This is a genomic window from Ezakiella massiliensis, assembly GCF_059862345.1.
This window is the reverse complement of sequence record NZ_JCBCEO010000001.1, coordinates 431,031-450,338: the sequence shown is the minus strand read 5'-3', so window position 1 is coordinate 450,338 and position 19,308 is coordinate 431,031. Positions and strand designations below refer to the sequence as shown.

General features: G+C 31.8%; 17 protein-coding genes and 1 tRNA gene. 17 read left to right on the top strand and 1 reads right to left on the bottom strand.

What is annotated here, in order from left to right:
• Positions 1–10 precede the first annotated feature (10 nt).
• The 10 genes from atpB (at position 11) to AC6FXG_RS02075 (ending at position 8,123) form a co-directional block, all read left to right on the top strand.
• The gene (atpB, locus tag AC6FXG_RS02120; protein WP_500571361.1) at positions 11–700 is read left to right on the top strand and encodes a F0F1 ATP synthase subunit A; all 690 of its coding nucleotides are present in this window, start codon (positions 11–13) and stop codon (positions 698–700) included.
• Positions 701–719: 19 nt separating this feature from the next.
• Positions 720–986: an ATP synthase F0 subunit C gene (gene atpE, locus AC6FXG_RS02115; protein ID WP_075573566.1), complete on the top strand. Its 267-nt coding sequence runs from the start codon at positions 720–722 to the stop codon at positions 984–986.
• Between the two features lie 21 nt (positions 987–1,007).
• The gene (atpF, locus tag AC6FXG_RS02110; RefSeq protein WP_500571360.1) at positions 1,008–1,520 is read left to right on the top strand and encodes a F0F1 ATP synthase subunit B; all 513 of its coding nucleotides are present in this window, start codon (positions 1,008–1,010) and stop codon (positions 1,518–1,520) included.
• Entirely contained in the window at positions 1,508–2,047 is a 540-nt protein-coding gene (gene atpH / locus AC6FXG_RS02105) for an ATP synthase F1 subunit delta (protein ID WP_500571359.1), read from the top strand. Before atpF ends, atpH begins: the two co-directional genes overlap by 13 nt.
• On the top strand, positions 2,041–3,549 hold the full coding sequence (atpA, locus tag AC6FXG_RS02100; protein WP_500571508.1) for a F0F1 ATP synthase subunit alpha: 1,509 nt from the start codon (positions 2,041–2,043) through the stop codon (positions 3,547–3,549). Before atpH ends, atpA begins: the two co-directional genes overlap by 7 nt.
• Positions 3,550–3,558: 9 nt before the next feature.
• Positions 3,559–4,407 (top strand): ATP synthase F1 subunit gamma, encoded by an 849-nt coding sequence (gene atpG / locus AC6FXG_RS02095; protein WP_075573570.1) that lies wholly within the window; start codon positions 3,559–3,561, stop codon positions 4,405–4,407.
• Positions 4,408–4,416: 9 nt separating this feature from the next.
• Positions 4,417–5,808: a F0F1 ATP synthase subunit beta gene (gene atpD, locus AC6FXG_RS02090; RefSeq protein WP_500571358.1), complete on the top strand. Its 1,392-nt coding sequence runs from the start codon at positions 4,417–4,419 to the stop codon at positions 5,806–5,808.
• A gap of 1 nt (position 5,809) precedes the next feature.
• Positions 5,810–6,199: an ATP synthase F1 subunit epsilon gene (atpC, locus tag AC6FXG_RS02085; RefSeq protein ID WP_500571357.1), complete on the top strand. Its 390-nt coding sequence runs from the start codon at positions 5,810–5,812 to the stop codon at positions 6,197–6,199.
• A gap of 139 nt (positions 6,200–6,338) precedes the next feature.
• A tRNA-Sec gene (locus tag AC6FXG_RS02080) sits at positions 6,339–6,435 on the top strand.
• A gap of 68 nt (positions 6,436–6,503) precedes the next feature.
• The gene (locus tag AC6FXG_RS02075; protein WP_500571356.1) at positions 6,504–8,123 is read left to right on the top strand and encodes a phospho-sugar mutase; all 1,620 of its coding nucleotides are present in this window, start codon (positions 6,504–6,506) and stop codon (positions 8,121–8,123) included.
• Positions 8,124–8,238: 115 nt separating this feature from the next.
• Here AC6FXG_RS02075 and AC6FXG_RS02070 read toward each other — a convergent pair whose 3' ends face one another.
• On the bottom strand, positions 8,239–8,835 hold the full coding sequence (locus tag AC6FXG_RS02070; RefSeq protein ID WP_075573574.1) for an MltG/YceG/YrrL family protein: 597 nt from the start codon (positions 8,833–8,835) through the stop codon (positions 8,239–8,241).
• 80 nt (positions 8,836–8,915) lie between these two features.
• On the opposite strand from AC6FXG_RS02070, the gene AC6FXG_RS02065 reads away from it, so the two are divergent.
• Genes AC6FXG_RS02065 through AC6FXG_RS02035 form a run of 7 tightly spaced genes read left to right on the top strand, consistent with a single transcriptional unit; the run spans position 8,916 to position 19,300 of the window.
• Entirely contained in the window at positions 8,916–9,875 is a 960-nt protein-coding gene (locus AC6FXG_RS02065) for an RluA family pseudouridine synthase (RefSeq protein ID WP_500571355.1), read from the top strand.
• Entirely contained in the window at positions 9,868–10,983 is a 1,116-nt protein-coding gene (gene nagZ / locus AC6FXG_RS02060; protein WP_500571354.1) for a beta-N-acetylhexosaminidase, read from the top strand. The genes AC6FXG_RS02065 and nagZ overlap by 8 nt, the downstream gene beginning before the upstream one ends.
• The gene (locus tag AC6FXG_RS02055; RefSeq protein WP_500571353.1) at positions 10,961–13,072 is read left to right on the top strand and encodes a RecB family exonuclease; all 2,112 of its coding nucleotides are present in this window, start codon (positions 10,961–10,963) and stop codon (positions 13,070–13,072) included. The genes nagZ and AC6FXG_RS02055 overlap by 23 nt, the downstream gene beginning before the upstream one ends.
• On the top strand, positions 13,065–15,842 hold the full coding sequence (locus tag AC6FXG_RS02050; RefSeq protein WP_500571352.1) for a UvrD-helicase domain-containing protein: 2,778 nt from the start codon (positions 13,065–13,067) through the stop codon (positions 15,840–15,842). The genes AC6FXG_RS02055 and AC6FXG_RS02050 overlap by 8 nt, the downstream gene beginning before the upstream one ends.
• Positions 15,839–16,516 carry a response regulator transcription factor gene (locus AC6FXG_RS02045; RefSeq protein WP_075573579.1) on the top strand — a complete coding sequence of 226 codons (678 nt, stop codon included), beginning with the start codon at positions 15,839–15,841 and terminating at the stop codon, positions 16,514–16,516. Before AC6FXG_RS02050 ends, AC6FXG_RS02045 begins: the two co-directional genes overlap by 4 nt.
• Positions 16,516–17,910, top strand: a complete 1,395-nt coding sequence (locus tag AC6FXG_RS02040; protein WP_075573580.1) for a sensor histidine kinase — start codon at positions 16,516–16,518, stop codon at positions 17,908–17,910. Before AC6FXG_RS02045 ends, AC6FXG_RS02040 begins: the two co-directional genes overlap by 1 nt.
• The gene (locus tag AC6FXG_RS02035; protein WP_500571351.1) at positions 17,831–19,300 is read left to right on the top strand and encodes a hypothetical protein; all 1,470 of its coding nucleotides are present in this window, start codon (positions 17,831–17,833) and stop codon (positions 19,298–19,300) included. Before AC6FXG_RS02040 ends, AC6FXG_RS02035 begins: the two co-directional genes overlap by 80 nt.
• Positions 19,301–19,308 lie beyond the last annotated feature (8 nt).

Here is a 19,308-nt window from a genome sequence, read left to right as displayed (position 1 = left end):
GGAGGATTTAGTGGAAAAAGGAATATATTTCAATATTGGCGGCAGCCAATACCACTTACACGACTCTGTATTTAATGCCGTATTAGTCACTATAGCACTTTTAATTTTTGGATTTTTTGTAAAAAGGGCAGCTGAAAAAGCTGACCCTACAAAAAAGCCAAGTGGACTTTTGCATTTAATGGAAATATTTGTAGAGGCTGTAACAAGTCTTGTTGATCAAACAATGGGTGTGGCTAGGCGTGGATTTGTGCCTTATATGGGAACAATATTATTGTTCTTAATTTTTGCAAACCTTTTGGGCCTATTAGGGCTTACACCGCCAACAAGTGATTATAATGTTACTGGCACACTCGCTTTAATGACTTTTGTACAGATTCATTTTTTCAGTATAAAGTCAAATGGCTTTGGAAATTACCTGAAAGGGTATTTTGAACCAATGCCAGTTTTATTTCCGATTAATCTAATGGGTGAAATTGCAACCCCGATCAGCTTAAGTTTCCGTCTTTTTGGTAACATTTTAAGTGGTATGATTATTATGGAATTGGTGCACTCAGCGCTCAGCAAAATAAGTCTTGCGCTTGTACCGCTAAGTGCAGTTTTACACGCATACTTTGACGTGTTTTCTGGATTATTACAAGCATTTATTTTTACCATGTTAACCATGGTTTATATTGGAAATGTATTTCCAGAAGAAAATTAATTTTGAGAGGAGAATTATTATGAACGGAATTTCAAACGAAGCATTTGTACTTGGTTGCTCAGCTATCGGTATTGGCTTAGCAATGATCGCAGGTTTAGGACCTGGTATTGGTCAAGGTTTTGCAGCAGGTAAAGGTGCTGAAGCTGTTGGTAGACAACCAGAAGCAAAGAGTGATATCATGCAAACAATGCTTTTAGGTCAAGCAGTTTCTGAAACAACTGGTATTTATTCACTTGTTGTTGCTCTAATTTTAATGTTCGTAAGACCATTACTAGCTGGACTATAAATTTAGGAACATAAGATAGATATGGATATTACTATTAATGTATTTCCCGATCTTCTTAATTTTTCTGTTACTTTAATTACAACATTAATTCTGTATTTAGGATTAAGACATCTCTTGTTTAAACCTGTTACTGAATTTTTAAATAAGAGAAAGGCCCATATTGAAGAAAATATCAAATCAGCTGAAAATTTAAAGTTAGAAGCTGAAGAATTGAGAAATGATTACGCATCTAGAATCGAAGAAGCTAACAATGAAGCTAGAGATATCCTTGCAAATGCAAGAAATAATTCAGATAAAATCGTTTCCAGTGCAAAGAGTGAGGCTGAATCAGAAAAGGTCAGGATCATAGCAAGTGCTAATAGAGAAGCTGAAGAAATGAAGCAAAAGGCATTTTCAAATCTTAAAGATGAGATTGTTGATCTTGCAATTCTTACAGCAAAAGACTTATCTGATGTTGAACATAATCCTGAAACCGCTAGAAAATTCACTGATAAGAGAATTAAGGATCTAGGAGAAGTAAAATGGCAAAAATAGCTAATGTTTATGCAAATAGCTTATTTGAACTTGCCAAAGAACAAGATAAGATTGATGTTTGTAAACAAGCATATGATGACTTTATTGAAATTTACAGGGCCGAAAATTTAAAGAATATTTTCTCAAATCCTATAATCGATGATAAGGATAAGATTGAGCTTATAGACAAGATTTGTGAAAGCCAGGAGAGAATTTTCAAAAACTTTTTAAAAGTTTTGGTTAGGAAAGGCCGTGAAAATCATATTGAAGAATGCTATACAGATTTTTCCAATATTGTTTCTCAAGAAAAAAATGAAGTCACAGTGGAAATAAAAGCTGCAAAAAAATTAAGCGACGAACAAATCAATCAAATAGTTGGCGGCATTGAAAAAAGCATGGGTAAAAAAGTTGTCGTTAAAGAAACTATAGACCCAAATCTTTTGATGGGCTTTGATGTGCTTGTCGATGGCGAGCTGTTAGATTTATCGCTAGATGCAACTTTTGAAAGACTAAGAAAGAAATTAAAGAAGATAGAGGTGAAATTATGATGAAACCTGAAGAGATTACCTCGATCATCAAATCGATGATTGAAAGGTATGATGATGATATATCTACTTTGGAAGTTGGAACCATAATTGAAGTTGGGGATGGTATTGCTCGTTTGTACGGCCTTGACAATTGTATGGCAGGGGAGCTTTTAGAGTTTGCAAATGGCATCTATGGTATGGCTCAAAACCTTGAAGAAGACAATGTTGGTGTCGTATTATTGGGTAGCGAATCCGCCCTTAAAGAAGGTATGAAGGCTAAGAGAACTGGTCGTATTGTTGAAGTTCCTGTTGGTGACAATCTTATCGGAAGGGTGGTTAATCCTCTAGGTCAACCAATAGACGGCAAGGGAACTATTGAAGCAAAAAAATTTAGACCAATAGAATCTAAAGCACCAGGTGTTATTGAAAGAAAATCAGTTTCTGTTCCTTTACAAACTGGTATTAAAACCATCGACTCAATTATTCCAATCGGAAGAGGGCAACGTGAACTTATTATAGGTGATAGACAAACAGGTAAGACTGCTATTGCTGTAGATACGATTATCAACCAAAAGAAAGAAAATGTAATCTGCATCTATGTAGCAATTGGACAAAAGATGTCGACGGTTGCTGGTATTGTAGAAACACTTGAAAAACATGGAGCCATGGACTATACAATTGTTGTTAGTGCAAGTGCAAGTGAACTTGCTCCTATTCAATATATCGCTCCATATGCTGGTGTTGCAATGGCTGAAGAATTTATGAGCCAAGGCAAGGATGTTTTAATTATTTATGATGACTTGAGTAAGCATGCTGTTGCTTATCGTTCAATGTCACTATTATTGAGACGTCCACCTGGACGTGAAGCTTATCCTGGTGATGTTTTCTATATTCACTCAAGATTGCTTGAAAGAGCTGCTAGAATGGATGACAAATATGGCGGAGGAAGTATTACTGCTCTACCAATAATCGAAACCCAAGCTGGCGATATTTCTCAATACATTCCTACAAACGTTATTTCCATTACGGATGGACAAATATTCCTTGAAACTGAGCTGTTCTTCTCAGGGCAAAGGCCTGCAGTTAATGCTGGACTTTCAGTTTCTCGTGTAGGTGGCAACGCTCAAAACAAGGCTATGAAAAAAGTTTCAGGTGGTATTAAGCTTGAACTTGCCCAATATAGAGAATTAAGTGCTTTTGCACAGTTTGGAAGTGAACTTGATCAAGACACACAAGATAGACTTAACAATGGTATGAAAATTCTTGAAATTTTAAAGCAATCACAATATTCTCCAATGCCTGTAACAAATCAAATTTTAATTTTGTTTGCACTCACAAAGGGCTTTTTGAAAGATATTCCTGTGGAAAAAGTTAAGGAATTTGAATCTCAATTCTTAAGTTATATTAACGATAGTCATCTTGATCTTGTCAATGAACTTGATGAGGTTAAGGATATTACTCCTGAAATAGAAAGCAAGATTATAGATGCAATTAATGAGTTTAAATCTGTTTATAAGTTTTAGAGGTGAATTATGGCAGCAAAAATGAAGGATATTAAAAGAAGAATAAATTCGGTATCCAGTATCAGACAAATTACCAAAGCCATGGAATTAGTTAGCACTTCTAAGATGAGAAGAACAAGAATTAAACTTGAAACAACTAGACCGTATTATAATACGGTTACAGATAATATTTCTGAACTTGTATCAGTTGTAAAGGATGTTAAGACACCTCTTACTAGGACAAGGGAAATAAAAAGCACTATGCATATAATAGTGTCATCAGATCGTGGACTTGCTGGTGGTTATAGTGGTAACATTGCAAGATATGCAATTGATAACATTGATAAAGAAAATGACCTATTAATCACTATTGGTGGTAAGGCTTATGACTTTTTTAACAAGAAAGGCTATAAGATTTATAAAAAATGTAACATGATGGAAGACATTGAATTTGGAGATGCAAAATTCATCTCTGAAATGGCAATTGATGCTTTTAAAGCTGGAGAAGTGGATTCAGTTAAAATTTTCTACACTCACTTCCAATCCGCTTTAGTTCAAAAGCCGATGTCTCTTGTACTTCTACCTGCTGATAAGATTGAATCACACAAAGAAGTTGATACAGAATTAATAACATTCGAGCCATCACCAGAGTACATGCTTGATTATCTTATTGAAGAGTTTGTTAAAATCGCTGTATATGGAGCACTGATTGAAAGCTCTGCAAGTGAACAAGCAGCTAGAATGCAAGCCATGAAGAATGCTTCAGAAAGCGCTGATGAAATGATAGAAGAATTAGGTATGCATTATAATCGTGCAAGACAAGGCAGTATCACACAGGAATTAACAGAGATTGTTAGTGGTGCTGAGGCTTTAAATTAAGGGGGAGTAATGAGTAAAAATATTGGAAGAATTACACAGGTAATTGGACCTGTTGTTGACATTAAATTCGAAAACGATATGCCAAATCTCCTAAATGCTATTAATATAAAAATTGGAGAAGATGTTCTTGTTGTTGAAGTTGCACAGCATATCGGAAACAATACAGTTAGAACCATCGCTATGGATTCAACAGATGGCCTTGTAAGAGGTATGGAAGCTGAAGATACAGGAGCTCCAATTTCTGTTCCAGTTGGCGATAAAACATTAGGTAGACTCTTTAATGTTTTGGGTGAGACTATTGACAATGAAAAGAAAATTAAAGCTGATTTGAAATCACCTATACACAGAGAACCTCCAGCATATGACGAACAAAAACCAGCCACAGAAATTTTTGAAACAGGAATTAAGGTTATTGACCTTATCGCTCCATATTCAAAGGGTGGTAAGATTGGTTTGTTTGGTGGTGCTGGTGTAGGTAAAACAGTTTTAATTCAAGAATTAATAAATAACATCGCTACAGAACACGGGGGATTATCAGTTTTCGCAGGTGTTGGTGAAAGAACAAGAGAAGGTAATGACCTTTACTATGAAATGAAAGAGTCTGGAGTTATTGATAAAACTGCTCTTGTTTTTGGCCAAATGAATGAACCACCTGGAGCTCGTATGAGAGTTGCTCTTACAGGTCTTACTATGGCTGAATATTTTAGGGACGAAAAGCACCAAGACGTTTTGTTATTTATCGATAATATTTATAGATTTACACAAGCTGGTTCAGAAGTATCAGCTCTACTTGGAAGAATTCCTTCAGCTGTAGGTTATCAACCTACTCTTGCAACTGAAATGGGTGCATTACAAGAAAGGATTACATCTACAAAGACTGGTAGTATTACATCTGTACAAGCTGTATACGTCCCAGCAGACGACCTTACTGACCCTGCTCCTGCAACAACTTTTGCTCACCTTGATGCGACAACAGTTTTATCAAGGTCAATTTCAGAGTTAGGTATATATCCAGCAGTTGATCCGCTTGATTCATCAAGTAGAATTTTGGATCCAAATATTGTTGGTGAAAAGCATTATGAAGTTGCAAGACGCGTTCAAGAAATTCTACAAAGATACAAAGAATTGCAAGATATTATCGCAATTCTAGGTATGGATGAATTGAGTGATGAAGATAAGGTTACTGTTGCTAGAGCTAGAAGAATTCAAAGATTCTTGTCACAACCATTCACTGTAGCAGAAGCTTTTACTGGTATTGATGGTAAATATGTACCGCTATCAGAAACAATAAAGGGCTTTGAAGAAATACTTGATGGTAAGCATGATGATTTACCTGAAAGTGCTTTCTTGTTTGTTGGAACAATTGAAGAAGCTGTAGAAAAAGCAAACAGGAGTAAGTAAGATGCAATTTGATTTAAAAATTGTAACTCCAGATAGGATATTTTTTGAAGGCAAGGTTGATCAACTAATTGTAAAGGGAATTGAAGGGGAATTTGCAGTACTTGCAAATATGAGTCCTTTTGTTACAAGAACCAAAATTCATCACATGAAAATATATCAGGGCTCAGAAGTTTTAATGGCAGCTGTTACTGATGGTTATATAGATGTTAGAAATAATGTTGTAACCATGGCAGCAAATGCTGCTGAGTGGCCAGATGAGATTGATGTTTCGCGTGCTGAAGACGCAAAAGAAAGAGCTGAAAGAAGATTACAATCAGCAGATGAAATTGATGCTCTTAGGGCTGAAGCTGCTCTTAGAAGGGCACTTAATAGATTAAGTCTTAAAAAATAAATAATTTATACAATAGATGATAAAGCTCTATAGTAATTGTTAAAATATAATTATTTAAAACAGTGCATAGAGCTTTATCTAAATTGTAGAGTGATTTACTTGCAAAAAGTATTAAGTTATTGTATAATAATTTTCATATGGGGGTAGATGGGTCCTGGTGGGCCCTCTGGTCTTCAAAACCAGCGAATGGGGTTCGGAGCTTCATTGGTGTGTTCGATTCGCACGTACTCCCGCCAAAGTGTAGCCACTTTGTATCACTGATTAAGTGGTACAAGGTGGTTTTATTTTATATTAAGGAGGCAATATGATTAAGGATTATAATACTTGGTTAGAAATGAAAGAAATAGATGAAGATACCAAAGCAAAACTAAAATCGATGACAGAAGAGGAAATTGAGGCATCTTTTGGTTATGACTTAGCTTTTGGTACAGCAGGCTTGCGTGGCGTTTTAGGCCTTGGTACTAATAAAATGAACGAGTATACGGTTTTAAAATCCGCTATTGCAATTGCAAAATGGGTTCTTCATAATAACAATGAAAATCCAAGCATTGCAATTGGATATGATGTAAGACATATGTCATATGAATTTGCTCATATGATTGCAAGAGTAATGATGCACTTTAATATTAAATATTATATTTACAATCATATTATTGCGACTCCTCAACTGGCATTTGTCACAAGATATTATAATACTGATGCTGGTATAATGGTTACGGCTTCTCATAATCCAAAAGCTTACAATGGAATAAAAGTATATAAAAAAGGTGGAAGCCAAATACTTGATGATGATGCAAATTTTATTGAAGAAACATCAAAAAATATTTCTTATGAAAGTATTTTTGATTACATTTCTGATTCTGAAATTAAATATGTGGACGACTCAGTATTTGAAGTTTATTATTCAAGTATATTAAATAAGAGCTTATACAAAAATGAAGCTAGGAAGGTAAAAATTGTTTATTCACCATATAATGGCACAGGCTTAAAACCTGTAAGCCGTATATTAAATGATGCAGGCTACACTTTTGATGTACCAGAAGAACATAAAAATCCAGATCCTGATTTTACAAGTATACCATATCCTAATCCAGAAGTTGAATCCACTTTTGACATCCCTAAAAAATTAGCAGAAAAAGTTGGTGCGGATATTATTATAGCAACAGATCCTGATGCAGACCGTATGAATATTTGCGTCAAAGATAAGGGTGAATATGTATTTTTAAATGGCAACCAGGTTGGAGCTCTATTGGTATATTGGATAGTAAAAAGAAGGGAAGACCTTGGGCTTGATAAGGGGGTTGTTGTAAAAACAATTGTGACAGATGATTTTGGCAAGAGTATTGCTGAAAAATTCGATTATGAAGTTGTTGAGACCCTTACAGGCTTTAAAAATATTTCTAGAGTTGCAAATGACCTTGATGGAAGAGACAAAGAATTCGTGATGGGTTATGAAGAATCTATTGGATATGAAATAGGAACACTTGTTAGAGATAAGGATGGCATCAGTGCCAGTCTCTTTATAGCTGATATGGCTGATTATTATATTAAACAGGGCCAAACACTCATAGATGTTTTGGATTATCTATATAAATTTGTTGGTTATCATCTATCAAATAATTTCTCCATAGAATTTTCTGGACTTGATCCAAATGAAAAGATGAAAAATGTTATGGATAAAATTAGGCAAGATGGAATTGACGGATTAAATTCTATAGAGACAATTGACTATTCAAAGCACGAAGATGAAAATTTACGCACAAACGCTTTGATTTATAATTTAAAAGACGCAAAACTCTGTATAAGACCTTCTGGTACAGAACCAAAAATAAAGGTTTATATATATTCGCATTCTGATGATTATGATAAATCAAGACAACTTACTTTGGATATTGAAGCTTGCGTTAGAAAGGCTATGGAATAAATATATAGTTTTAATATTAAATAATCTGTATTTTAATAAAATTAAAAATGGCAATATAAAAGCGACCGACGGTTTGAATAAGTCCATCGGTCGCTATTTTTATTTTAATATTAAATTACTTTGCAATAGTTCTTATAATTTCTTCTAAGCTTTGTCCTTTTTTGAAAGTGAACTCACCAGATCTGAGTTTTCTATCCAATTGAAGTTCAACAGCTTTATTTATGAAATCTTCTTTGCTTGAAACAAGACCTTGGCTTGCTAATATTTCGCCAATGCCACCAGGCAAGGTGCCTTGTGGAATAGTTATTTTAACTTCTTCTCCTGTAGCTTGAGGAGTTGTATCTGCAGGTTTCGAATCTTCGTTATTGTTTTCTTCAGTTTCATTTGTATTATTATTTTCTTCTGTATTTTCAGTTAAATCTATTTCAGTTGATTCGGCGTTTTCATCTTGATTAGTATTAGAATCAACTGCTGAGTTATTATCAGCATTTTCAGTATTCTCATCGTTCTTATTATTTAAATCTTCATTAGTAATATTTACTTCAGGATTAGTTTCGTCAGTTTGTGCAACTTCACTATCAACTTTTCCCTTATTAAATAAGAGCTCAAATTTATGGCCCAGTATAACTACTATTCCAAGTATAATTACAATCATTACAACATAGTCAATTGTATTAAATAATAAATCTTTTGTTTTATCTTTTCTAGTCATCTTACACCTCGTTTGTATACATTTCACTTTTGTATTATAATTATAACAGATATTGAAAGATTTTTAAAGGGGTAATTAAAATGAAAAAAATAATTGTAGGAGAAAATGATAAGGACCAAAGGGCAGATAGGTTTTTGTCAAAGCTTTTACCTAATGCTAATAAAAATTTTATTATGAAGATGATGAGAAAAAAGAATATTGTAAATAATAATAAAAAAATGGATGCATCAGATATATTAAAAAAAGGTGATGAGATTACAATTTATTTTTCGGATGAAACTTTTGAAAAATTTTCTAAAAAGGATAATACTTATGCCCATATTAATTTAGATATAGTTTATGAGGACGAAAATATTTTAGTAGTTGATAAGGCAAATGGCTTATTATCACACTCTGCGACCAATAATAGAGAAAAGAATTTAGTTGATGGGGTTATAGCTTATTTGATTGAAAGTGGTCAGTATAACCCAAGAGAGGAAAACTCATTTATACCAGCCCTGTGCAACAGATTGGATAGGAATACAGCTGGGCTTGTAATTGTAGGGAAAAATGCAAAAGCACTTAAAACTATAAACGAAAAAATTAGAGAAAGAGATTTCAAAAAAATCTATAATGCAATTGTACTGGGTGAATTTACTTATGATGGCTTACTCGAAGATAGGATGGTTAAAGATGACAAGAAAAATCGAACTAATATTGTTAAATCAAAGGATGGAATACTTATGCAGAGTGAAGTTAAGCCAATAATTACTGGTGAAAGATATTCTTTGGTTGAAATAGATTTGATTACTGGAAGAACTCATCAGATACGGGCACAATTAGCAAATTTGAAGCATCCTATTTTAGGAGACCCTAAGTATGGAAGCTATAGTGCAAATAGGAAACTGGAGTCTTTGGATATGAAAAAACACCAACTTTTGGCAAGTGTTGAAATGATTTTGCCTAAGATGGACGGAGACTTGGAATATTTATCCAATAAGAAATTTACTTCAAAGTATAAATCAAAGTTAATGGAGGTTTATAAAAAGTTAGATGAATAAATTATTAATTTTTTTCTTAATATTTTCTTTTTTAGGATGCAAAGTTGATGAGAGTAAGTTGAGCGGATCAAAAGAAATTGTGGAGAATGAGAAAAACAAACCCAAAACACAACACGTAATAGATTTTGAGAAAAATAGGGAAAAATACTCTAAGGAAGATAAAATTGGTCAATTGATGTGCGTAGGAATTGAATCAACCGTATTAGATGATAATTTAAAAGCTTTTATTGATAAATATAAGCCCGGATCTATTATTTTGTTTAAGAGAAATATTCAATCATCTGATCAGTTGGCAAATCTAAATAAATCAATCAAAGATTATTATAAAAATAAAAATTATATAGATCCCCTTATCTTTGTCGACCAAGAGGGGGGCAAGGTTGATAGGATAAAAGCTGTCTATAAGCCAATGAATTCAGCTAATTGGTATGCCAATAATAGCAGTCCTGATCAATATATTTCAGATTTGAGCGAAAGATTAAAAACTTTTCACATTGATTCTCCTCTCGCGCCTGTACTGGATACAAATCCAGCTAATGCAAGTGGAGCTATTGGTGATAGAGCATTTTCAAACGATTATAATGCAGTAAGCAAATTTGCCAGGGGAGTAATTGAAGCTATGGACAAAGAAAAACTTTTATCAGTTGCCAAACACTATCCAGGCCACGGGGCTACTCGAGTAGATTCCCACAAAAATCTTCCACTTATAAATAAAAGCTATGAAGAGTTATTAAATTCAGACTTAATACCCTTTAGAGAAAATTTGGATATTGTTGATGGGGTAATGATTGGTCATATACTGGTGCCAGCTGTTGATAATATGCCTGCAAGTCTTTCTAAAGTTTGGATTGGCAAATTAAGAGAGGATAATTTTAAGGGTTTAATTTTATCTGATGATCTTACCATGAATGCTCTCGCTGATTATGGGACTTTAGAGGAAAGATTTATAAAGTTTGTTGAGGCTGGTGGAGATATTGGACTAATATGTCATGATTTAAATAAAATTCCTAATATCTTTGAAGCTATGAAAAAAGTTGATGATAATAAAATTAATGAAAGATTTGAAAGAATAATGAGGGTTAAGAATGAAAAGTTTACCGCTAAATGAATTTCTTAATCAAATTGAAAAATCTGAAAATAAAACTTTGATTATTACACCAAGTGTACAATCAAAAAAATTATTTTTAGCAAATTTATCTTATAATCAAATTCATGTCGAGACAATTTCTTTCGCTGAGCTTTATATTAGATTTGTTAGAAAAAACTTTATAAATTTGGCTGAAGAATCTCTAAAAAGATATTATTTTGGGCTCGCATTTTCTGGTGATAAAGAAATTTCTAGAAACGACGATCTTTATAATGTGATTGAAGAAAAAGTAGCTAGAGGCGTTAAACTCGATTCATATGAGCAAGATATATTCAATAGATATATTGGAATGTTAAATTCAAATGGATATTATGATAAATCACAAGTTATTAACATGATCTTAGAGTCTAATTATTTAGGTGAATTAGACAAATATAAAAAAATATTTTTTATTAAGCCTAGGTATTTAACAGTAAAAGAAATGGAGATCATCGAACTATTAGAAGTTAAAAAAAATGTCTATACAATTGCCTATGATGATGAACGAACTATAAATACAAAGTTTAAACACTATTTGGCAGATAACCTGGATTCGCTATTATACAAGATAGCTGAGGATATTATTAGTGAATTTAAATCCAATCCAGAAATAAAAGTAGGTATACTAAATGAGTCAAAGTCTGTTCAAGATCAAGTGGCCAATATTTTAGCAGATTATGGAATATATACTAATGTAGGTCTAAAAGAATGTTTTTATAATATAAACTTAGTGCGTAAATTTTTGCAAGATGAAGAGTTGACTCTTGTAAACATTAGTGACCAATTGAATAAATTAAATTCAATGCTAACTGACGAGATTAAATTAAATTATGACACAGATGTTTTTTTGGATAGGTTATCTAGAAAAATAAAAGACCTAAAAATTGAGTACCCTAAATATTACATGGAAGATGTTTTTAAATCTCATTTTCACTCTAGGAAATTTAGGCCTAATATACATGTTCTAAATCCTGTAGAAGTTATATTAGATTATGATTTAATCTTTCAAATTGGGCTTGATGACAAAAGTTTTATGCCATCTGACGAATTTACACGTCAGGAAATAAAGGGCGGTATAAGCAATATTATAAGCAAGTCCAAAGAAACTATTTTTTGCACTTATGAAAAAAATGTTATAAGTAAGTCAGAGATGCTGGCACTTAATTTTGATACAATTAATTTAAAAAACTATGCATTTACAAAAGGGGAATACCAGATAACTGACTTACAAAAAGCGTATTTTAAAGATTCACATGCAAACTTATCTAGAAAAAATAATGAGATAAATGAGGATAATAATTTATCAGCTGTAGATCTTAGAAAAAATACATTATCAGCATCAAGAGTTGAATCATATATGAATTGCCCCTTTAAATATTATTGTGATTACATCAAAGAGTTTTCTTTGGACTTTGACGAGACATATATCAAACTTGGAAACTTTAGCCATGAAGTTTTGAGGCTGTATTACACAATAAACAAAGATAAGAAATTTAGAGAAGGTTCCTTTGAGGCAACTTTTGAGATGGCATTAAAAGATTATTCTGATATTGATGAATATGAAATCAGGATTGTAAAAGATAAGTTAAAAGCTTTAATTATTAATGAAGCAGATACACCTGGAGATGTTTTAACAACAGAACAAGATTTTACCCACAATTATTTTAAGGATGAAAAGGGAGAGGATATATCCTTTAGAGGCCGGATTGACAGAGTAGATAAAGTTGATGATAAATATATTTTGTTGGATTACAAGCTAACAAGTTCTTCTATAAAATCTAAAAATAGAATCAAGGATGGCGAGGCTTTACAGTTCCCAGTTTATATGGGCGAGTACAAAGATAAGATTAAAGAGATTGCTTATATAAATATTGATGATGGCAATAGAAAAAGCCAGATATTTTTTGATGATGACGGAAGTACATTTAATAAAATAATGGAAGCAGCAGGAGAAAAAATTAAAGAAATTGCTTGTCAAATGGATAAGGGTGTAATTTCTCAAACAGATGATAAAAATAATTGTAGATATTGCCAATATATGAATCTATGCAAGAGGTTTTGGAATGATTAAATTAGATGACAAACAGAGGCTAGCTGTTAATACAATTGATCAAAATGTTTTAGTTAAAGCTGGTGCTGGAGCGGGTAAAACGGCTGTTTTAACTGAAAGATTTATTAATTTGGTTAACAAGGCTGTGACAATAGAAGAAAAAGAAGCTATACTTGCAATCACTTTTACCAATAAAGCTGTTGAAGAAATGAAAAGTCGTATTGTAAGCAGATTAAACGAAAGTGGGGCAGATACAGACTTTCAACTAAACATCTTTACTTTTGATGCATTTTTTAAAAAACTAGTAGAAGAATATTTGCCAGATAAATACATTGGATTTGATTTAATGGATGAAAATAAAATATATATAACTCTCAAGGAAATTATAGAAGATTTATTGGAAGATGATCAAAAGTATATGGATCTTATAGTCACTCTGCAAGAGTTAAACGATAGCTATGATATGAGCGCCATCGTAGATGATTTAGTATATCTGTATATAAATTCTAGAAATATATATGGAGATTTAGACTACAGAAAAATAAAATCTCCTTCTTCAAGCAAACCTAAGCTTACCTATGGAAAATTATATGATTTATCAAGAGAGTATTACTCTAGAAAAAATAAACTGTGGACATATCTGGATGAACATTTCTTAGAGGTAGGAGATGATTATGTATTAACAATTGAAGACCTCATTGACTTAACGAAGCTCGGCTTATTAAAAACTGAGATTTTATATGAAATTCAAGCCGCCTCTGTGGACCTGGATGATCATTATTCTGAAATTTATGCACTGACAAAAGAATTATTATATGATATAAATCAAAAATTTCAGGCAAGGAAGAGAGAATTATACTTATTTGATTTTACTGATATAACCGTCGATGCAACTTTATTGCTGAAAGAACATTTACAGGTTATACAAGACCGATATAAGTTTATAATGATTGATGAATTTCAAGATACCAGCCCTTTGCAAATGGGTTTCTTTGATATTTTAACTAATAATTTTACGGTAAATAATATTTTTGTAGTTGGAGATATAAAGCAAAGTATTTATAGGTTTAGAGGAGCCGACTATAAAAATATAAATAAATTTGAAAATGAAATTTTAAAGCGGGGAGGCTTGGTTATTGAATTAGATACAAATTACAGGTCTTCAAAAGGCATTGTTCAATTTGTTAACAAGAGTTTTTCTGATGTTTTGCCAGAATATTCAGATATGATTTACGATAAAGATAATCCATCGGAGATAATGTATTTTGACAAGGAAAAATTTTCTACTAAATCTTTATCAGATATTGTAAACCAATTAATTAGCGACGGATATTCTTATAAAGACATAGGGATTTTGACTTCCACCGCAAACAAGGCCTATGAGATCGAAAAAATGTTAAGCCTAGCAGGCATCCCTTATATAAATTATAATAAGGTTAGCTTGGGCCAAAGGCCAGAGGTTATAGAAGCCATTATTTTAATTAATTTATTTATTGATTCTCAAAATAAATTTAATGTTTTCTCTGCACTTAGGGGTGTGCTCTTTGATTTATCAGATAAGGTTTTATCAAAATTAGATATAAATTTTGATTTTAATAATTATAGTGGCCATTTAAAAGAAGTCAATAATAGTATTAAAATTTTTAAAGATTTAGAATATTATTTCTTTTCGCATAGTATCACTGAGTTTTTAGACTATTTATATATAGAAAAAGATTTTTTAGCAAAATGTAAAAAAATATGGGGAATAGATGCAATAAATAATTTAATTGAATTTAAAAATTATTTACAAAAGACAGTAGAAAACGAGCAAAAACATTTAAAATATGCTATAATTGAATTACAAAGTAATAACGAATTAAGAAGTGTTGATTTTTATTCTGATTCAGAAAACGCAATTAAAATTTCCACTATACATAAGGCCAAGGGTCTTCAGTATAAGGTAATAATCTTGCCTAATCTATCAGATAGAAATTCACAAAAGTTTTCTAGATTTCTTATAAGCGATCAAACTCTATATATAAAACTTAGTGATATCCTGGGCTCTTATCAGCTTGTAAAAAGACAAGAGGCAGCTGATTTGGATGCAGAAAAAAATAGGCTTTTGTATGTTGCCATAACAAGAGCAAAAGATAGAATTATTTGTCTTACCAATGAAAAAATATATAATACGGCAATGCTAGCTCCAATATTTGACACATATCAAAACCATGCAAGAGAGTTTGAAATCAAGGATCAGAATTCTATCTTTAGTGAGTTTAAAATTATAGAAAATATACAAGCAAAAGCCAAAATTGGCATTGAAGAAAAATTAATTAAGCCTTCTCAAGCTGAGGATAATGTGTTTGCAGATATTGAATTTGGGAATTTTATCCATCACTTTGCGGAAATCTATCAAGAGAATAAAAATATCAATGTTAATGAGCTTATTGATTTGTATAATATTGCAGAGATCTATGATTATGAGAAAATAAATAGGCACTTAAATAATATCTCGGATTTTATTGATAGTCGAGATGGAGATGTATATTGCGAGAAAAATATAAGCATGGATATAGACGAAAAACATATTGATGCTGTAATTGATCGACTAGAGATTAAAGATAATGAGATTTTTATTGTAGATTATAAAACCGTTGAGATAAGTCAAGATATAAGTTTTTATAATGAAATTTACAAAGACCAGCTCATAGCATATATGGATATAATTTCTAAAGTATATAAAGATAAGCTAATAAAGACATTTATATTTTACACATCAATTGGAAGATTGGAGGAAATACTATTATGATGTACAAAATTTTAGTTGTTGAAGACGAAGATGCTATCAGGAGATTTATTAAAATAAATCTTGAGAGACAGGGATGGCTAGTAGACGATGTTGACACTGGAGAAAAAGGCGTAAAGATGGCAAGTAAAAATGTATATGATTGCATTTTACTCGATGTGATGTTACCCGGCATTAGTGGTATTGAAGTTGCAAAAGAAGTTAGAAAAACGAATCAAGAAGTTGGAATCATTATGTTAACTGCTAAATCTCAAGACCTTGATAAAATTGATGGCCTTGAAGCTGGTGCTGATGATTATATTACTAAACCATTTAATCCTACCGAACTTATTTTAAGAATAAAATCTCTTGCTAAAAGGGTAGATGTTGAACCAGAATATAGAAATATAAGTGATGACGTTTTTGATCTTAACGAAGAAAAACGCGAATTCAGAAAAAATGGTGAGTTAATTGAGCTTACACCAACTGAGTTTTCCTTAATGGAATTATTTATGAAAAATCCTGAAAAAGCTTTTACAAGGGACGAACTCTTGGACGAAGTGTGGGGAGATAATTTCTTTGGAGAATCAAAGATTGTAGACGTTAACATCAGAAGAATTAGATCAAAGATTGAGGAGGATCCTGCTAATCCAAAATATTTAAATACTGTATGGGGCGTGGGTTACAGGTATAGATAGTGAAAAGAAGTTTTAAAAGTATCCTAGTTTTAACTTATGGGTTGCTAATACTCTTAACTGTTGTAGTTTTGGATTTAGCAACTATTTTGAGTGTAAAAAATTATTTTTATAGGGATACATCTAGAAAGGCAAAATCTCAAGCAGAGTTAAATTTAAACTACTTGTACAGATATATAGATTTTTCCAAGGGCCTAGATAATGTTGTTCTTGAAGATGCGTCGACAATTTATGAGTACAATGCAGGGCATATTATAATTTTAAATAATGATGGCGAAAATATATTAAGTACAATGGGAATTAGAAATGATATATTTGATGTCAATTCTATAGAGTCAAGCATTGAAAGAAACGGTTACTTTACATCGATAGATAATTTTGATTATGCTGATAACAAGTTAGTTAGTGTCGCGCTTCCAATAAAATTGCATGGCAATAATATAGGCACTGTAATTTTTCAATATGATATGACCGATGCAGAAAATTCCATAAAAAATATTCAAAAAATACTTATTTTACTCTCATTTGTTGTTTTGGCAATAGCTTTAGCGATTTCTTTTTATATGTCCAATAAAATAGTTGGACCACTCGGCAAATTAAAAGAGTATGCGTCAAAGCTTGCCGGTGGAAATTATTCTGAAGATATTGTTATTAAGGGCTCGAGGGAAACTGTAACCTTGGGTGAAACTATGAAGTATATGGCTTCTGAAATCAATAAACGTGATGAAATTAAAAATGAATTTATTGCTAGTGTTAGTCATGAACTAAAGACTCCTCTTACAAGCATTAAGGGCTGGGCATATACTTTAAATGCAGACTCATCCGATCCCGAGCTTGTAAAAGAAGGTTTAAATATTATTGAAAAAGAAACCGATAGATTAACCGGCATGGTAAATGATTTATTAGATTTTTCAAGGCTACTAAACAATAAGGTTGAGTTATTAAATACTAACTTTGATTTAATTGAACATCTTGAGGGTATTGTTAGCCAATTTACACCGAGGTCAATAACAGAAAATAAAAATTTGTCATTTATATCAAAGCTAAACAAAGCAAATTTTAAAGGCGATGAAAATAGGCTTAGACAAGTTTTTATTAACTTATTAGACAATGCTTTTAAATTCACATCAGCAGAGGGAAATATATCTGTGACATTAGACGAGGCTGATGGTCATTATTGTGTAACTGTTTCAGATGATGGGGAAGGTATGGATGAAAATGATGTCCCTCATATTTTTGAAAAGTTTTATCGGGGCCACAGTAGAAATTCTCATGCCGGAATTGGTTTATCAATTGTTTATGAAATAGTTAACCTTCATGGTGGATATATTAAGGTACAGAGCAAAAAGAGAGAGGGAAGCAAATTTGAAATCTATCTTCCAAAAGAACGAAAATAAAATTTTTATACTTTTATGTGCATTATCATTATGCTTTTCTTTTGCTTGTAAAAATGAAAGCAGGATTAATCCTCCTCAGTTTCAAGGGAAGTTTAGGGTTGATAAAGCTTATGAATCTTTTTCTGGCAAGGAGGAAAACATTCCCAATAACTTATCCGTTGTTTTTCATGATGATAAAGCTCTTATTTTTGGAGAAGAATTTAAAGATATTAGCTTTGCAACTAAGAGAGTTAATTTAGTTAATTATTTTATTTACAACAATGTTAGCTATGAAAAGATTTTCAATATAAGTGATGTAATGGATTATGCGTTTGTTATTTCAGTTCTAAATGAAGGCAGGTCCTTAGGGGAAATTGTTGAGTACAATAATAAGCAGTTTTTATATTATCAAAATCATATTTATGAATTGCAATTTATAAAGCAATTAGATGATCAAGAATATGATATAGCAAGAAAGAAAACATCAAACTACAAAGCTAAACCAATTTATAAGCCACTAAAGACCACCGCTGCCTTTATTGGACTCAGAGATGACTCAAAAGAGTCTGGAAAATATTTTACCTTATTTTTATATAGTGATTATAATTCCACCAATGTATTTTTAACGGATGGCCTTGTTATTCCAAAATCTAATGGTTATATAAACATAAATGATAAAAAGGTATTAGATGGTGGAATTTATACAGATTATTTGGTATTTAGATTTAATAATAAATATATCACAAACCCAATAGAAGATTTAAATATTGAAAAATATTTTTTAAGACAGACATCAATCATTGATTATGCATCTCCATACATGATTAGTTTAAATACAAATTATAAAAGCTTTTTAAATAATGTTTTTAAGGAAAGATATGAGACGTATTCTTTAGAGAAAAATGGATTAAGAACTAAGCTTGATATTACTGATATTCTTGGAAATAATTGGATGAATTTAATAAAAGGTAGCTTAGATATAAATAGCTTAAAAAAAGATGACTATACGATAATTCCTTCAAATGTAGGCATTGTTAGGAGAAATGGATACTGGATATTAAGGACACATTTGTATAGCGATATTGCGAGCGAAACTGTATATGCTAGGATAGACCCAAACTATTTACAAGAAGAAGAGGGGAGGAGCTTTCTTAGCATGGAAGATATAAAGTACTTGTATCCTTCGGCAGTTGATTATAGTGCTTCTCCGGAAAAAACTCTTGCTATTGTTAATACAGGCTCTAACTTAAAGGTTGTTAGCCTTTCTAGCAATGATTTAGATATTAGAGATGAGTTTTCTTTAATTAACAACAAATATAAGCTAGTTATGGATAACTGGCTTGTGGGTGCAGAAGCAGAAGCTCATTTATTTAATATCAACAAGCTAGATGATTGGATTAAAATATATTAGTTGATATT

Excerpts from the sequence above, each read along its gene's own strand:
- atpC (WP_500571357.1), top strand. The coding sequence starts at position 5,810 with ATGCAATTTGATTTAAAAATTGTAACTCCAGATAGGATATTTTTTGAA.
- nagZ (WP_500571354.1), top strand. The coding sequence starts at position 9,868 with ATGAATAAATTATTAATTTTTTTCTTAATATTTTCTTTTTTAGGATGC.
- AC6FXG_RS02050 (WP_500571352.1), top strand. The coding sequence starts at position 13,065 with ATGATTAAATTAGATGACAAACAGAGGCTAGCTGTTAATACAATTGAT.
- AC6FXG_RS02045 (WP_075573579.1), top strand. The coding sequence starts at position 15,839 with ATGATGTACAAAATTTTAGTTGTTGAAGACGAAGATGCTATCAGGAGA.
- atpD (WP_500571358.1), top strand. The coding sequence starts at position 4,417 with ATGAGTAAAAATATTGGAAGAATTACACAGGTAATTGGACCTGTTGTT.
- AC6FXG_RS02035 (WP_500571351.1), top strand. The coding sequence starts at position 17,831 with ATGGTGGATATATTAAGGTACAGAGCAAAAAGAGAGAGGGAAGCAAAT.
- AC6FXG_RS02070 (WP_075573574.1), bottom strand. The coding sequence starts at position 8,835 with ATGACTAGAAAAGATAAAACAAAAGATTTATTATTTAATACAATTGAC.
- AC6FXG_RS02065 (WP_500571355.1), top strand. The coding sequence starts at position 8,916 with ATGAAAAAAATAATTGTAGGAGAAAATGATAAGGACCAAAGGGCAGAT.
- atpG (WP_075573570.1), top strand. The coding sequence starts at position 3,559 with ATGGCAGCAAAAATGAAGGATATTAAAAGAAGAATAAATTCGGTATCC.
- AC6FXG_RS02075 (WP_500571356.1), top strand. The coding sequence starts at position 6,504 with ATGATTAAGGATTATAATACTTGGTTAGAAATGAAAGAAATAGATGAA.
- atpH (WP_500571359.1), top strand. The coding sequence starts at position 1,508 with ATGGCAAAAATAGCTAATGTTTATGCAAATAGCTTATTTGAACTTGCC.
- atpE (WP_075573566.1), top strand. The coding sequence starts at position 720 with ATGAACGGAATTTCAAACGAAGCATTTGTACTTGGTTGCTCAGCTATC.
- AC6FXG_RS02055 (WP_500571353.1), top strand. The coding sequence starts at position 10,961 with ATGAAAAGTTTACCGCTAAATGAATTTCTTAATCAAATTGAAAAATCT.
- atpF (WP_500571360.1), top strand. The coding sequence starts at position 1,008 with ATGGATATTACTATTAATGTATTTCCCGATCTTCTTAATTTTTCTGTT.